13 protein-coding genes are annotated in these 15,194 nt (G+C 71.3%); 4 read left to right on the top strand and 9 right to left on the bottom strand.

The annotated features are described in order from the left end of the window. Positions 1-5 precede the first annotated feature (5 nt). From O3W51_RS32090 to O3W51_RS32065, 6 genes are read right to left on the bottom strand one after another with little or no spacing between them, the layout of a single operon-like run. Entirely contained in the window at positions 6-944 is a 939-nt protein-coding gene (locus O3W51_RS32090; protein WP_138352131.1) for a type II secretion system F family protein, read from the bottom strand. Beyond that, positions 941-2,278, bottom strand: coding sequence for a CpaF family protein (locus O3W51_RS32085; RefSeq protein ID WP_138352132.1), 1,338 nt, complete (start codon positions 2,276-2,278; stop codon positions 941-943). Before O3W51_RS32085 ends, O3W51_RS32090 begins: the two co-directional genes overlap by 4 nt. Continuing rightward, the gene (locus O3W51_RS32080) at positions 2,275-2,661 is read right to left on the bottom strand and encodes a TadE/TadG family type IV pilus assembly protein (protein ID WP_138352133.1); all 387 of its coding nucleotides are present in this window, start codon (positions 2,659-2,661) and stop codon (positions 2,275-2,277) included. The genes O3W51_RS32085 and O3W51_RS32080 overlap by 4 nt, the downstream gene beginning before the upstream one ends. Continuing rightward, complete coding sequence (locus O3W51_RS32075; protein ID WP_198357030.1) at positions 2,658-4,226, bottom strand: AAA family ATPase; 1,569 nt, start codon at positions 4,224-4,226, stop codon at positions 2,658-2,660. Before O3W51_RS32075 ends, O3W51_RS32080 begins: the two co-directional genes overlap by 4 nt. Next, positions 4,223-4,939, bottom strand: coding sequence for a Flp pilus assembly protein CpaB (gene cpaB / locus O3W51_RS32070; protein ID WP_138352135.1), 717 nt, complete (start codon positions 4,937-4,939; stop codon positions 4,223-4,225). The genes O3W51_RS32075 and cpaB overlap by 4 nt, the downstream gene beginning before the upstream one ends. A gap of 12 nt (positions 4,940-4,951) precedes the next feature. Then, positions 4,952-5,893 (bottom strand): hypothetical protein, encoded by a 942-nt coding sequence (locus tag O3W51_RS32065; protein ID WP_232484661.1) that lies wholly within the window; start codon positions 5,891-5,893, stop codon positions 4,952-4,954. A gap of 213 nt (positions 5,894-6,106) precedes the next feature. Between O3W51_RS32065 and O3W51_RS32060 the strand changes: the two genes are divergently transcribed. Further along, positions 6,107-7,690, top strand: coding sequence for a chitinase (locus O3W51_RS32060; protein WP_138352136.1), 1,584 nt, complete (start codon positions 6,107-6,109; stop codon positions 7,688-7,690). A gap of 71 nt (positions 7,691-7,761) precedes the next feature. On the opposite strand, the gene O3W51_RS32055 is transcribed toward O3W51_RS32060, so the two are convergent. Both O3W51_RS32055 and O3W51_RS32050 read right to left on the bottom strand, forming a co-directional pair. Continuing rightward, a complete protein-coding gene (locus O3W51_RS32055) occupies positions 7,762-10,428 on the bottom strand; it encodes a YfhO family protein (RefSeq protein ID WP_138352137.1) in 2,667 nt (888 codons plus the stop codon). Between the two features lie 149 nt (positions 10,429-10,577). Beyond that, the gene (locus tag O3W51_RS32050; RefSeq protein WP_138352138.1) at positions 10,578-11,078 is read right to left on the bottom strand and encodes a hypothetical protein; all 501 of its coding nucleotides are present in this window, start codon (positions 11,076-11,078) and stop codon (positions 10,578-10,580) included. A 94-nt stretch (positions 11,079-11,172) separates the two neighbouring features. Between O3W51_RS32050 and O3W51_RS32045 the strand changes: the two genes are divergently transcribed. The 3 genes from O3W51_RS32045 to O3W51_RS32035 are packed head-to-tail and all read left to right on the top strand — an operon-like array spanning position 11,173 to position 13,538. Next, positions 11,173-11,475 (top strand): hypothetical protein, encoded by a 303-nt coding sequence (locus O3W51_RS32045; protein WP_138352139.1) that lies wholly within the window; start codon positions 11,173-11,175, stop codon positions 11,473-11,475. Positions 11,476-11,484: 9 nt separating this feature from the next. Beyond that, on the top strand, positions 11,485-12,888 hold the full coding sequence (locus O3W51_RS32040) for a hypothetical protein (RefSeq protein ID WP_269287945.1): 1,404 nt from the start codon (positions 11,485-11,487) through the stop codon (positions 12,886-12,888). Then, positions 12,885-13,538, top strand: coding sequence for a hypothetical protein (locus tag O3W51_RS32035; protein WP_269287944.1), 654 nt, complete (start codon positions 12,885-12,887; stop codon positions 13,536-13,538). The genes O3W51_RS32040 and O3W51_RS32035 overlap by 4 nt, the downstream gene beginning before the upstream one ends. Positions 13,539-13,591: 53 nt before the next feature. Here the strand turns inward: O3W51_RS32035 and O3W51_RS32030 are convergent, their stop codons facing one another. Further along, complete coding sequence (locus O3W51_RS32030) at positions 13,592-15,076, bottom strand: GntP family permease (protein WP_138352142.1); 1,485 nt, start codon at positions 15,074-15,076, stop codon at positions 13,592-13,594. Positions 15,077-15,194: the final 118 nt, after the last annotated feature.

Here is a 15,194-nt window from a genome sequence, read left to right as displayed (position 1 = left end):
CCCCTTCATACGTCGATCCGGGACATCCGGCGGATCATCCAGAAGCCCACCACGTACAGGCCCAGCGAGATCAGCACGCAGATGCGCCCGAGGTTGGAGCCGGTCATCGCGCTCAGCGAGCCCGGCATGATCTGGTTCAGCAGGAACAGCGAGCCGATGCCGATGACGGGGACGGCGTACGCGGTGACCGTGACCTGCGACATCTGGGTGCGGATCTCCCGCCGGGTCTCCTTGCGCTCCTCCAGCGTGACCGTCAGGTTGCGGAGCGACTCGACGACGGAACCGCCCGCGCGGCTCGACAGGACAAGGGTGGAGACCAGGACGATGAGCTCGCGGCTGGGCAGGCGTTCCTGGAGTTCGGCCAGCGCGTCCTCGACGGAGTGGCCCATCGCCATCGCGTCGGCGACCTTCTTGAGCTCCTCGCCCGCCGGCGCCTCCAGCTCGTCCGCCGCCATGCCGACCGCGGTGCGCAGCGCGAGGCCGGCCTGGGTGGCGTTGGCCAGGACGCGGGCCAGTTCGGGCAGTTGGGCGATGAAGCGTTCGGTGCGGACGCGGCGGCGCCACTCCAGGAAGGAGTACGCGGACCAGAACGCGAGGATCCCGGCGATCGGCCCGAAGAACGGGGCGAGGACGACGTCGGCGACGAGCCAGGCGCCGCCGACCAGGCCGACGGCCGCCGCGGTGAACTGGCCGGGGGTGAGGTCGGTGCCGGTGGCCGCGAGGCGGCCGGCGAGCCGGCGGCCCCAGCCGGTGGCGCGCACCCGGCGGTCCAGGGCGGCGAAGGGGACATGCCGCCCGGCGCCCGACCCCAGCTCGCCCGCGAGGCGTTCGACGAGGGCGGCGCGTTCGGCGCGGCCGCCGGACCAGGCGTGCAGGCCCCAGACACCCAGCGTCAGGGCGAGCAGGGTGGCTCCGATGACGATCAGCGGGAGCTGGTCGCTCACTTGGCCTCCCGGATGTCGAGTTCCAGTTCGCTGGAGCCGACGCCGAAGGCGGCCGGGACGTGTTCACCAGCCAGGTACAGGCGCTCCGCCAGCTCGCGGGGCAGCGGGTGGTGCTCGTACCAGCCGCGCACGATGCGGTCCGCACCGAGCGGCTCGGCGCGGAAGCGGGTGGCGCTGGTGAGCCGGAAGACGTCACGGCCGCGGGAGGAGAGCATGGCGATCTCGACGATGCGGCGGGTGCCGTCGACATGCCGGGTGAGCTGCACGAGCACGTCCACCGCGCTGTTGATCTGGTCGCGCAGCGCCTCGAAGGGGATCTTGACCTCGCTCATCGAGGCCAGCGTCTGCAGGCGCAGCACCGCGTCCTCGGCCGAGTTGGCGTGGACGGTGGCGAGCGAGCCGTCGTGGCCGGTGGACATCGCCTGGAGCATGTCGAGGGTCTCGCCGCCGCGGACCTCACCGACGATGATGCGGTCGGGCCGCATGCGCAGGGAGTTGCGTACGAGGTCGCGGATGGTGATGCGGCCCTCGCCCTCGACGTTCGGCGGCCGGGTCTCCAGCCGGATGACGTGGTCCTGCTGCAGCTGCAGTTCGGCGGCATCCTCGACGGTGATGATGCGCTCGCCCTCCGGGATCAGCCCGGACAGCGCGTTGAGCAGCGTCGTCTTGCCGGAGCCGGTGCCCCCGCTGACGATGATGTTGCACTTCGCGCGGACCAGCGAGGAGAGCAGCATCAGCATGTGCTCGTCGAGGGTGCCGAGGGCTATCAGTTCCTGCAGGGTGTAGGCGCGCGGGAAGCGGCGGATGGTGAGCGTCGGGCCGCTCAGCGACAGCGGCGGGATGATGACGTTGACGCGCTCACCGCTCGGCAGGCGCGCGTCGACCATCGGATTGGACTCGTCGACCCGGCGGTTGACGGTCGAGACGATGCGTTCGATGGTCTGCAGCAGCTGCTCGGCGGACGAGAAGCGGACGGCCACCTGCTCGACCCGGCCGCCCCGCTCGACGTAGATCTTGTCCGGTCCGTTGACCATGATCTCGGTGATGGTCGGGTCTTCGAGGAGCGGTTCGAGGACGCCGAGGCCGAGCGCCTCGTCCACGACGCGGCGGATGATGCCCGCGCGCTCCTTCGTCGACAGCACCGGGCCCTCGCGGCTGATGATGTGCCCGAGTACCCGTTCCAGCCGGGCCCGCCGCTCGGCGGTGGCGAGCGCCGACATCTCGGCGAGGTCGATCTCCTGGAGCAGCTTGGTGCGGTAGACGGCCACCATGTGGCCCTCTTGGGTCTGGGGGGTGGCCTCTTCCGTGACGGCGAGGCGGGCGCGCAGGCTCATGGCGTGGTGTCTTCTTTCGGCATGGTCGCGCTGCGCCGCACCGGACCGAAGATGCTCACGCCGGGGATGACGGACGGGATGTTGATGGTGGCGGTCATGGTGACGGAGTCGCCGTCGTCGGAGGCGGGCGAGATGACGGTGCCGTCCCGCAGCCAGTCGCTCACCGCGTTGCGGCCCGCTTCCCCCGCGTCCGGGTGCGGGGCGCGCAGCGCAGCGGTGCGGGCGGCGGTACGGGCGGCCGTGCCGGCCTGGTTGGCGGCGTACGCGACGAAGCCGAGCTGGATCCCGGCGAGGGCGATGAGCAGCAGGATCGGCAGGACGCCGAGGAACTCCAGGGACGCCGAACCGCGTTCACGCCACGTACGCGCTCTGCGCCCGGTCATCGCTTCGTCTCCTCGTCCACCGTGGACGCGTGGCCGTGCACCGTCAGCGGGAAGTCGATCGCGCCCGGGAACAGGACGGGGACCTGGAGGTTGACGGTGACGGTGACCTTGCCGTCGCTCCGGTCGACGGTCGTGGTGCCGTTCCACGCGCCCGGCAGGTCCCGCTGTGCCGCCGTCACCGCGTCCGCGTCCGTGCCCACCGCCGCCGCCCGCGCCGCCTCGTCCGCCGCGTGGCCGGCGAGCGTGAACGTGTAGCCCGCGAGCACCGCCTGCCAGACCAGGATCAGGGTGATGAGGATGATCGGCGTCATGCCGAGGGTCTCCAGGATCACCTGGCCCCGGTCGTCGCGCAGGCTGCGCCTGCCGCGCCGGGCCGCCTTGGGCAGCGCGTGGCCGCCGACGGCGAGGCCGAGTTCGGCCGCCAGCGCCCACAGGCCCTGCTTCACGGTGGAGCGGTTGTCGAGGTCGTGGAGGCGTCCCGCGTCGATGACGGACTGGAGTTCCTTGAACGCGGCGGGCACGACGGAGGCCGCGACCTTGGTGCCGGTGATGCGGGCGACGAGGGACGGCTGGATCTCGGTGCCGCGCGTGTAGCGGTTGACGACGGTCGTGGTGTCCTGCGGTTTGCGGATCTGCAGCCGGTCCCACATCCGGACCATGCGCTTGGCCGCGCGGACCGCGACGACGTCCGGGGTGGTGACCAGCAGCGCCGTGTCGGCGGTCTCGACGGCCACGGCGTTGGCCGTGGTCAGCTGGGTGCCGCAGTCGACGACGACCACTTCGTACCGCTGCCGGAGTGCGTGCAGGACCAGCCGCACCGACCGGTCCGTGACGTCCTCGCCGCGTTCGCCCTCGCCCGGGGCGAGCAGCAGGGCGGGCCCGGACTCGTGGACGTACATCGCGTCGTGCAGGACGCGCGACGAGATGTCGGCGATGTCGGCCAGGTCGGCCATCGAGCGGCGGAACTGGACGTCCAGGTACGAGGCGATGTCGCCGCCCTGCAGGTCCAGGTCGACGAGGGCGGTGGACCGGCCGGCGGCGTGCGCGGCCAGTGCGAGCTGGATGGCGGTGACGGTGGTGCCGACGCCGCCCTTCGCACCGGCGACGGCGACGAGGGTGCCGCCGGCCACGGCGGGCAGCGCGCGCTGCGGGCTGAGGTGGCGGCGGACCCCGCCGGCCCAGGCGGCGGCCGCCTCGACGCGGGCGCCCAACTCGTCGTACGACAGCGGCAGCCCGATGACGCCGCGCGCTCCGGAGTCCATCGCGGCGGAGAGCACGGCCGGGCTCGGGTCGGCGGTGAGCAGGACGACGCCGACGGCCGGGAAGCGGAGCGCGACCTCCCGTATCAGTTCCAGCGCGGGCATCGGGGTGATGCCGTCGTGCACGATGACGACCTCGGGCAGCTCGTCCATCCCCGCCTCGGCGGCCCGGGCGAGGGTGTCGAGCAGCAGCGTGGAGTCGGGCAGTGCGGGGCCCGGTTCCGCGCCGGGCAGCTGGTGCAGCAGACCGGCCAGTGCGCGGGCGGCATCCGGGTCACTGGTGCCGGACAGGATCCTCACGATCACCTCTTGCCTCCCGTGTCCCCCGCCAGGGTGTACGTGCGGTCGACAGCGGCCGGGGCGCTGTCGTCGCCCGGGGCGATCAGCGCCAGCCGGACGTGACGCGCGAAGGACTCGGAGAACGCGACGCGCTGGGCGTCGGCCGCGTCGAGCGCGAACGTGATCGGCACGCCCTGGGCGGCCTGCCGCTGGGAGTCCTGGCTCTTGTCGAACGCCTTGATCTCGCCGACGTCGATGACCCGCGCCCCGGTGACGATGATCTTCGAGACATCGGGGTCGGTGTCCTTCTTGCCCGCGAAGGTGGCGAAGATGTTGACCTTCGACCCCGGGGTGATCTTCCCGGCGACGCCGGTCTCCGCGTCGATCATGATGGCGATCTCCATCTGGCCGGACTGGAGCACCGGCCTGGCCGCGACCATGCCGGACTCCAGCAGCGAGCCGCGTTTCAGCGGGATCGCCGCGACCATCCCCTGGACGGAGGCGAGGTCGCGCACGGCGGTGTCGGGAAGCCACTTCTCCGGTATCCGGACCTTCTCCAACTGCCCGGACGTCACCGCCGTGTAGGCCGGCACGTCCTTGGTCAGCTGGTAGGCGGTGACCTTCGGGCCGACCTCCGACCGTGCGTTGCCGATGACCGTGACGACTCCCGCGAAGGCCGCCACCGCGCACAGCACGGAGACCACCAGGAGGACGACACCGCGTCGCTGACGTGAATTCATCGGCAGGCAGACCTATCGCTTATGGGGTTCGAGCTGGGGGCGGTTGGGGGTGGGCAGCACCCGCGACGGCGGTTCCTGCCGCTGGTGCTGCGGCTGGTACTGCGGCGGGCGCTGCTGCTGCGGCCGGCGTAACGGCTGCTCCTGGGCCGCGACCTGCTGCGTACGGTCGGAGCGGTCGGCGGCGCGGTCGGCACGGTCGCCGAGCCGCGTCGAGCAGAAGAGGCACTGGTCGCCGATCACCTCGAGGCCGCACCACGGGCAGGTGTCCCGGCGGACCGACGTGACCAGTTGGTACAGAATGCCGATGTCCGCGATGTACGCGGTGAACTCGACGAGCCGGCCGGTGCCCCACCACCGCGCCGACCCTTCCGGCAGCGGCACCTCGCGGATGTGCTGGGTGCGCCAGGCGGCGGCGAGCGGGCCGGTGACCCAGCCGGCGTCGAGGCCGTGCCCGGCGACCGCGAGCTGGGTGAGGAAGCCGGGACCCGGCGGGACGGCGTCGGGACCGGCCTCGGTCAGCCCCGGCTCCGGGTGGGCCATGACGGCGAAATGCCGCCCGGGGACCAGGGACTTGAAGTGCTTGCCGACGGTGACCGGCACCCGGTCGAGCTTGCTGACCGAGCCGAGCAGGGCGCCGGAGTACAGGTAGTACGAGAGCAGCCGGGCGGCGCCCGCGAGCACGCCTGGCCCCAGGTCGGTGCCGGCCAGCTGGCGCAGCTGCTCCCCGAGCAGCGCGGCGGCGAGCGGCGGCAGATCGACGGGGACGATCGCCATCCGGTCCGCTTCCAGCGCGGCACGCACGGTGTGCAGCCGGCGCCGGCCGGGGTCGGCGGGATCGGGCGAGGCGAGGGCGATGAGGTGCCCGTAGGCGTCGAGCGCCGCGGAGGTGCGCGCGACATGCTGCTCGAGCGGAAGCGCGAGATCGTCCGCTGTGACCGTTATGACGCTCGACATCCGCAGCCCTCCTGTCCCGCGCAAGGACCGTTCACCCGCCGGATCGCGTGCGCCAGCCTATCGATGTGTAGCGGAATGAGTGCGGAAAGTCGCGGATCAGGATCGGTAAACGCCTGGATGCGCCCCATGAACGACTGGTGAAGGCCAGAGGTCTTGACAACCCCATTGGTCTGGACCAGTTTGGTCGCACGCAGGGCACGCCGCCCAACCCTCATGCGCATTCCCCACCACCCCCCAACTCCTTGCCCCCAGGAGGCAGTCGTGGAACGTGCATCGCATGCTTATCGGAGACCGAAGGTCGCGCGTACGGCCCTCGCCACCGTGGGAGCCGCCTCGCTCGTGGCCGCAGGCTTCGCGATAGCCAACGTCGGGACCGCGCAGGCCGCCGACACCAATCTCGTCAGCAACGCCGGCTTCGAGAGCGGACTGTCCGGCTGGACGTGCACGGCGGGCAGCGGTGCGGCCGTCTCCAGCCCGGTGCACGGTGGGTCCTCGGCCCTCAAGGGCAGTCCGAGCAGCTCCGACAACGCCAAGTGTTCGCAGACCGTGAGCGTCAAGCCCAACTCCGCGTACTCGTTGAGCGCCTGGGTGCAGGGCTCGTACGTCTACCTCGGCGCGAGCGGCACCGGCACCTCGGACGTGTCGACCTGGACCCCGTCCGCCGGCTCGTACCAGCAGCTGAGCACCAACTTCACGACGGGCGCGAGCACCACCTCGGTCACCGTCTACCTCAACGGCTGGTACGCACAGCCCGCGTACTTCGCGGACGACGTCGTCCTGACCGGTCCCGGCGGCACTCCCACCACGCCCCCGACGACACCGCCCACGACGCCGCCGACCACCCCGCCGACGACTCCCCCCACGACACCGCCGACCACGCCTCCCACCACCCCGCCGACCACTCCCCCGGCCGGCAGCCTGCCCAAGCACGTCCTCACCGGGTACTGGCAGAACTTCAACAACGGCGCGACCGTCCAGACCATCGCCCAGGTGCAGAACCAGTACGACATCATCGCCGTCTCGTTCGCCGACGCCTCCGGCACGCCCGGCGGGGTCACCTTCAACCTGGACCCGGCGCTGAACTACTCCGTCGCCCAGTTCAAGGCGGACATCGCGGCGAAGCAGGCGGCCGGCAAGCGGGTCATCATCTCCATCGGCGGCCAGAACGGCACCGTGTCGATCAACGACTCGGCCTCCGCCACCAACTTCGCCAACAGCGTCTACTCGCTGATGCAGACGTACGGGTTCAGCGGCGTCGACATCGACCTGGAGAACGGGCTCAACTCCACGTACATGTCGCAGGCGCTGCGCAGCCTGAGCAGCAAGGCGGGGTCCGGCCTCATCATCACGATGGCGCCGCAGACGATCGACATGCTCTCCCCGTCGAGCGGCTACTTCGCCACCGCGCTGAAGATCAAGGACATCCTGACCGTCGTCAACACCCAGTACTACAACAGCGGTTCGATGAACGGCTGTGACGGCGGCGTCTACTCGCAGGGCTCCGTGGACTTCATCACCACGCAGGCCTGCACGGTCATCCAGGGCGGGCTCGACCCGTCCCAGGTCGGCCTCGGGCTCCCGGCCTCGACGAGCGGCGCGGGCTCCGGCTACGTCGACCCGTCGGTGGTCAACAACGCGATCGACTGCCTGACCAAGGGCACCGGCTGCGGCACCTTCAAGCCGGCCACCAAGTGGCCGACGCTGCGTGGTGCGATGACCTGGTCCACCAACTGGGACGCCAAGAACGGCAACCAGTGGTCCAACTCGGTCGGCGCCCACGTCCACGCCCTGCCGTAACGACTGAATCACCCACCGCATGACTCACCGCGCCCCCCGGGACGGCTCACAGCCTCCCGGCGGGCGCGGTGTCATGCTGCGGCCGCTTCGGTGGGACGGCGTCTGCGCGACCACCACCGGTACCCGGCCAGCGCGAGGAGCCCCAGCGCCGCGGCGCCGCCCACCGCGGACCCCGCCTTCAGCCCCGGCGGGGTGAAGTCGCAGCTGATGGTGCGCGACGTGCCGTCCAGCGGGACCGACAGCAGGCCCAGGTGGTTACCGGCCGGCCGGGCGGCGGCGCCGCCCGTCGAGCAGCTCCACCCCTCGATCGCCGGGGCGGCGATCACGGCGACACCCGTGCTGCCGGGCGGCAGTTCGGCGGTCAGACGGCTGCCGGACACCGACACCCGCGTCGCACCGGTGGCCTTCAACGCGGCCACCCGGGCGGCGAGCTTCGCCGGGTCGAGGCAGCCGATCGGCTCCTTGGGGAGCGCTCCGGCGCCCAGCGCTATCAGGTCCACCCGCACATCGCCCGAGGCCGGCACCGTTCCCAGGGGCTGGACGGTCGCGCGGTTCTGCGGCGGGCGGGCGTCGAAGCGCACCCCGTCCGACACCCCGCGCAGCCCGCCCTGGCCGGCGAAGTCCGGCACCGAGAGGAACACCTCGCTGCCCGCCGGGCAGTGCGCCCGCAGCAGCTGCGTGGGCCCGCTCTTCCCCGCCTCGCGCGCCCTGACCCCGTACTGGCCGCCCAGCGTCAGCTTCGGCACGCTGCCGTCGGCGTCGCGTATCTCGACCCGCGGAACGGTGTACACAGTGACGCCGAGCAGCGCCTCCTGGTTGCGGAACGTGTTGTCGCCGTAGGACCGCGGTCCGCCGGCCGGGCGGACGGTCACCAGCGGGGGAACGTCCATCCGCGAGACCGACACCGTCGTCGTGTACGGGCCGCGCAGCGGGTGCCGGAACGGGTCCTGGTTGGAGTGCAGCCGGGCGCCGATCGAGAAGATCGCGTCGGTGACCGGCCCGTCGATGCTGCGCGGCGACCGGCCGCGCGAGGAGTAGCCGCCGCCGAGCGCGGTCAGCGTGCTCGCCCAGACCTCCGAGGTGAGGCTGCTGTAGTACTGGGCGCCCTGCCCGCCGACGACCAGCGGATCGTTGCCGACCGTCTGCCAGATGCCGGGATCCGTCCGGTACGCGGGCCAGCCGTCGGACCGGGAGACCGCGGCGCTCTGCACGTCCTGGCGCTGGCTCCACGGCCCGTAGTCGTCGAGCCGCCCGAGCCGCGCCTTGTCGTACGACGCCTCCGAGACCGCCGACTCCCCCACCTGCGCGCCCACCAGCAGCGCGGCGGCCAGCACCGGCGCCCAGCGGGCGGTACGCCGCCGGGCCTCCACCGACCGCAGCAGCACGAGGCTGCCGAGGACGGCCGTCAGGGAGAACGCCAGCAGCGGCACCGTCCAGGACTCCGTGACGACGCTGGTGCTTCCGATCGCGGTCACCAGCACGAGCAGCCCGACGCCGCCCAGCAGCGGCTTGAGCCGCGGCACACCCTGCGCGAGGGACAGCCAGCCGGCGATGACCAGCACCCCGCAGAGCACGAACGTCTGCCGGTAGGAACTGCCGTTGGGCGTGGCGAACGCGTGCCAGGCCAGGTGCGTGGGCTTCCACTGCATGGACAGCAGGACGATGAGAACGAGCGCACTCCAGCCGGCCCGCTCGCGCCGGGCGACCGCCGTGTTGAACGGCAGGGTCAGCGCGAGCAGCAGCGCGGCCGTGCCGACCCAGACGGCCGGGGTCCCGAAGGTGTACGTGCCGGGCAGCAGCCGCGCCAGCACGTCGGGCATGGCGGACGGCGCGAACTCGTTGACGCGGCCGGGGTGCGCGAGCTTCGTCGCCTTGAACACGACGAGGATCAGCGGCGCCGCCAGCCCGATGCCGAGCAGCGTCGCCAGCACGGCCCGCCCCAGCACGGCGAGCTTGCGCCGCACGTCCTCCCGGCCGAGCAGCAGCCGCAGCAGCAGGACGAGCGCGGCACCGATCGTCGCCATGTACGCCGTGTAGAAGTTGGCCGTCCAGGCCAGGGCGACGACCAGCGGGCCGAGCACCGGGCGCCGGTTCGTCAGCGCCCACTCGCCGACCAGGCACAGCAGCGGGAACGCGATGAGCCCGTCCAGCCACATGAGGTTGTACGACGCCTCGGCCATCGACCAGCCGCACAGCGCGTACGAGGCGCCGAGCGTCCCGGCCGTCCACCAGCGGCCCTTGCGGAGCGTCAGCAGCAGGAACGCCATCGCGGCGCCCGCCGACGCCATCTTCAGCACGGTGATCACGTACACCGCGAGGTCGATCTCGTCCCGCGGGAAGAGCCCGACCAGCAGCGCGAAGGGGCTGCTCACATACGTGCCGAGGTCGGGGAGGAAGCTGGAGCCGTACCCGGACTGCCAGTTGACGAGCAGCCCACCGTCGGCCCTGCCGTGCAGCAGGTCCCACAGGTGCGCGTGGAACGGCACGAACTGGTTGCCCAGGTCGCTGACGCTCCGGCTGTGGCGTCCGAACGGAAAGGTCGTCGCGACGGCGTCGCCGACGCAGAACGCCAGAGCCGTGATCAACGCGGCCAGGGCGGTGGCGCGGCGGCGGATGTGCGGTGCGGGGGCGGACCCCCGGTCCCCGGTCCCGGTGGCGGTGCTGGTGTCGCTGGTGTCGTCGGCATCACTGGTGGCGCTGTCACCGGCCCCTTTCAGGGCGGCTTCCTTCGTCGGCATGGCTTCCTCCGAAGGGGACGCTAACCCGCCGGAAGACCGGATGCGCCCCTTGACCCGAAGTGCCCGTTCACCCGACGCCTCCGCTTCAGTGGGTGTTCATCGCGCGTTCCGTCGGCGCGGGGAACCGAAGAACTTCCGGATGTCTCCCGTCAGCCGGTCCGCGGCGCATCCGACGCTTCCGACCAGCGAAAAGTCCCCATCACGGCGTCGAACAGCTCCACCATCAGATCGGCCAGCCGGGGCTCGGCCACGGCCGTCGGCGTCGAGAACGCGGCGGCCAGACAGCGCCCGGGGACGTCCGGGACGGGCAGCACGTAGTCCACCCGACGCGCCTCGCCCACGACGTACTCCCGCCGCTCCTTCCTGCCGCCCACCGCCAGCTCCGACACCACGAACGACGCCGGCACCGGTGCGGCTCCGCCGCGCGGCCGTACGGGGAGGTAGAGGTCGAGCCCGGCGCCGTCCCGGCGCGCCCTGACCGCCAGCTCCCGCAGCCGGCCCTCCAGCCGGACCCGCACCTGAGCCACCGCGTCCCCGCGCGAACCATCGAAGGCCGACGTCACGATCCCCCGGATCGCGTCCTCGGTCCCCTCCCGTAACGGAATCCGCCCCCAGCCGGGCGGCAGCACCAGCCGGTATCCGCCAACCATCACAACTCACCCTTTTCCGTCGCCGGTTCATGCCTGTGACCTATGCCCGGCCAGATCGTTCCACAGGAACACAACCCCACAGGAGTCCGGACATATGTCCAACACATGCACCAGCGCTGCCGACTTGAAGGTCGACGGCCGCCTCCTCGACGCGTCGGAGCACTCCCTCAGCTCCATCCGCACCGCCCTCGAGCGCTGCCCCGCCACCCAGGACGCCCTCGCCCACGCCGTCGGCGCCCCGCGCATGGCCGAGGTCATGCACACCTTCGCCGACAACTGGAAGGACAACAGGAAAGAGACCCTCTGGAACCTCGGCCAAGTCCTCAACCTCGTCCGCGGGACGAAGGCGGCCTTCGCCGCCGTCGACCGCGACCTCGCCGCCCGAGCGAAGGGCTGAGCCCTCCCGATGCCCCACCGCCCCCGCGACTGGCACCCCCTGCGCACCGAGGACCCCTACGCCGACCCCACCCCCGGCTCCCCCGCCGACATCCGCACCGGCCGCCGGACCATGACCGACACCGCCATCGAGATCCGCACCCAGATCACCCGGCTCCGCGCCCTCTCCGACGGCACGGGGCTGAAGGGCGACTACGCCGACGCCCTCCAGGACGGCGCGGACCGCCTGCGCGACAAGCTCGGCAAGGTCGCCGACCGCTACGAGGCGGTCGCCGTCAAGGTCTCCGCCTGGGCCGAAGCCGTCGAGGACGCCCAGCACCAGACCGCCGCCGCCCACCGCGCCGCCACCGCGGCGCACGACATCATCACCCCGCTCGACGCCCTCCCCGAAGCCGATCTCACCCCCACCCAAAAGAGCGACCTCGACCACGCCCGCGCCTCACTCATCCGTGCACAGGCCGCCTTCGACGGCGCCGTCGGCGACTACGAATCCGACGCCCGCCGCCTCTCCGGCGCCATCGAGGACCTCCTCGACGACTCGCTGGAGGACTCGTGCTGGAGCTGGACCTCCAACCTCCTCGAACGCAACGCCGCCTGGATCAACGAAGCACTCGAAATCATCGGCTGGATCGCCACCGTCGTAGCCATCGCCGCCGTCCTCATCGCCTGCGCCCCCACCGCCCCCGCCTGGCTCGCCCTCGCCGCGTCCTGGGCCATCGCCGGAGCCGAAGCCGCCACCTACGGCACCGCCCTCGTCCACACAGCCCTCGCCGCCACCGGCAACGGCACGTGGGCCGACGTCGGCCTCGATGTCGTCGCGATCCTCACGCTGCGCATGGGCAAGGCGGCGGAACAGGGGGTAACGGCGGGAGTGGACGCCACGCGGGTTGCCTCGCGGCAGGCGGCGAAGGACGCCGTATCGGCGGCCCGGGCCGAACAGAGCGGAGCCCGGCAGGAGATCGCGCGCGAGCTGCGAAACCGGAGCATTTCGAAGCCGCGACGGCAGTTCCTGGAAGGGAGACTTAAGCAGATGAATCGGGAAGCACGGGCTGCAGCCCGCTATCCCACCCAACACGTGCCGGAAGTTTCGAAGGCAGAAATCTGGCGCGCAGGTGGCTCCCGCAGCACAGCTGTTGCCGAGAAGGTAGGCGCGCACGAGCTTGCCAAGCACTCGGCGAATCCAGCAGTGCAAGCGGCGGCGCAACGACTCAACCGAAGTGCTGTGAAGAATTCCGCGGCCTTCGCTGTAGGCACTGGCGCCGATCTGGCGGATAAAGGCGCTGGCAGCAGCGACCTCTTCGACGGAAAGCCCAACTTGGCCCAATACGACGACGGGAAACAGTTCTTCAAGTTCCATACCAGCTGGGTCGATCCGGACTCGGCGCCAACAGCCATGGCAGGAGCACGCAATTGAGCTGGGTAGACATCTACTACCCCTTGGATAGCTGGGTCGAGATCACCCCAAGGAACTCGTGGGTAGACACGGAGTGGGGCAGCCAGACCAATTGGTCCCGGTCGTCAGCCGAGACCGTGCTCGCGCTGCGCGGGCAACCCCACCGCTGGCTAGCAAATCGCCGCCTGGCGAAGTACCTCAGTCACGCCTACGACGTGTACGCCAAGCGCCCGATGGGTGAGCGCAGCTACCTCTTCCTTGGGGACCTGAAACAGCAAGCTCTTCACGTCAGCGTCGCCTACGGCCCCGCCGAAGGCGATAAGCGCGGCGCGCTCCAGCGCCTGGTCCGCGCCGAGGACCCCGAGCTCCTCCATCCACCCCAAGTGGACACCTTCCACGCCGGCCACCTCGGCGAGGGCCTAAAAGCCCTGGGGCACGTCGAGCTCGACGGCAACGAGATCGTCGCCAACCTCTGGTACGCCTTCCGCGACGAGCACCACGCCGTGGACGTCGTCGTGTTCGCGTCGACCGGGGATCTCGTGCGGCTCGGACAGGTGATGCCCGACATCGATGCGCTCGTGCACGGGATCAAGGTGCGGGCGGACGACGAGGACGGGTGGTGGGCGGGGGTTTCCGACGACATTCCCGCCGACGCCGGCGCCGACGACTGATGGGGGTGGCCGGCCCCGCCGGGCCGGCCACCCCCATCCACCAAACCGCGCGCCTAGATAACAAGGCTGAGCGACGCGGCCACCGCGAAGCCCGCCACCGAGAGGACGGATTCGAGGACCGTCCAGGACTTGAGGGTGTCGCGTTCGGAGATGCCGAAGTACTTGGAGACCATCCAGAAGCCGCCGTCGTTGACGTGCGAGGCGAAGATGGAGCCGGCGGAGATCGCCATGATGACCAGGGCCAGGTGGGCCTGGGAGAAGTCGCCGGCGGAGAGCATGGGGGCGACGATTCCGGCGGTGGTGACGATCGCGACGGTCGCGGAGCCCTGGGCGACGCGGAGGACCACCGAGATCAGCCAGGCGAGGACGATGACCGGCAGGCCGGCGCTGTCGAAGGCGTCGGCGAGCGCCTGAGCGACCCCGCTGCCCTTGAGGACGGCGCCGAAGACGCCGCCCGCGCCGACGACCAGCAGGATGTTGCCAACCGGCTTGAGCGAGGCCGTCGAGACGGTTTCGAGGGACTTGCGGGACCAGCCGCGGCGGATGCCGAGCAGGTAGTAGGCGAGGAAGAGCGCGATCATCAGGGCCACGAAGGGGTGGCCGAAGAACTCGATGACCGAGCGGCCGGTGCTCGGGTCCAGGGCGATGGAGGAGAACGTCGCGCACAGGATGAGCAGCAGCGGGGTGCCGATGATGGCGAGGACGGTGCCGAGCGAGACGGGGGTCTCGACGGGGGTGACGCCCGCGGCCTGCTGTTCGGCGGCGACGGCGGCCTTGGCCTCGTCGGCGGCGTCGACCATGTCCTGCGGGACGGGGACGAAGATGCGGTTGCCGATCCAGGCGGCGTAGACCCAGGCGGCGATGACGGACGGGATGCCGACGGCGGCGCCCATCAGGATGACCCAGCCGAGCTGGACGTGCAGCAGGCCGGCCGCGGCGACCGGGCCCGGGTGCGGGGGCAGGAAGGCGTGGGTCATGGAGAGGCCCGCGAGGAGCGGCATCGCGTAGAGGACCATCGACTTGCCGCCGCGCTTGGCGGCGGCGTAGACGATCGGCGCGAGGACGAAGATGCCGACGTCGAAGAAGACCGGGATACCGAAGATGAGGCCTGTCAGACCCATCGCGAGCGGGGCGCGCTTCTCGCCGAAGGCGTTGAGCAGGCGGGCGGAGAGGGCTTCGGCGCCGCCGGATATCTCCAGGATCGCGCCGAGCATCGTGCCGAGCGCGATGATGATCGCGATGTGGCCGAGGGTGCCGCCCATGCCGGTCTCGATGAGCGAGGTGGCGCTGGACTTCTGGACCGTGCCGAAGAGTTCGGTGACGGACAGACCCGCGGCGAGGCCGACGGCTATGGAGACGCCGAGCAGTGCGACGAACGGCTGGACGCGCGCCTTGATGATGAGGACGAGCAGCAGGCCGATGCCGAGGGCGGCGACGGTCAGCAGTCCGGCCGTGCCGTGGATCAGCAGGAGGAGGCCGCCGGTGTGCGGCGTCGGTGGGGGTGGGTCTGCCGCGAGGGTGGCGAGCGATGAGAACACGTGGGGACTCCGTATTCGGGGGAGGGCAGGGAGGACCGCGGCACGGCGCCCGTGGTGCGGGCGCCGCGCCGTGCGGCGGCTGAGGGTTGGTGGTGCGGTGCTGCAAGGAGACCTGTGG

This window comes from Streptomyces sp. H39-C1 (genome assembly GCF_027158125.1).
Lineage (GTDB): Bacteria > Actinomycetota > Actinomycetes > Streptomycetales > Streptomycetaceae > Actinacidiphila > Actinacidiphila fildesensis.
The sequence above is the reverse complement of the archived record's forward strand: the minus strand, read 5'-3'. Positions and strand labels throughout refer to the sequence as shown.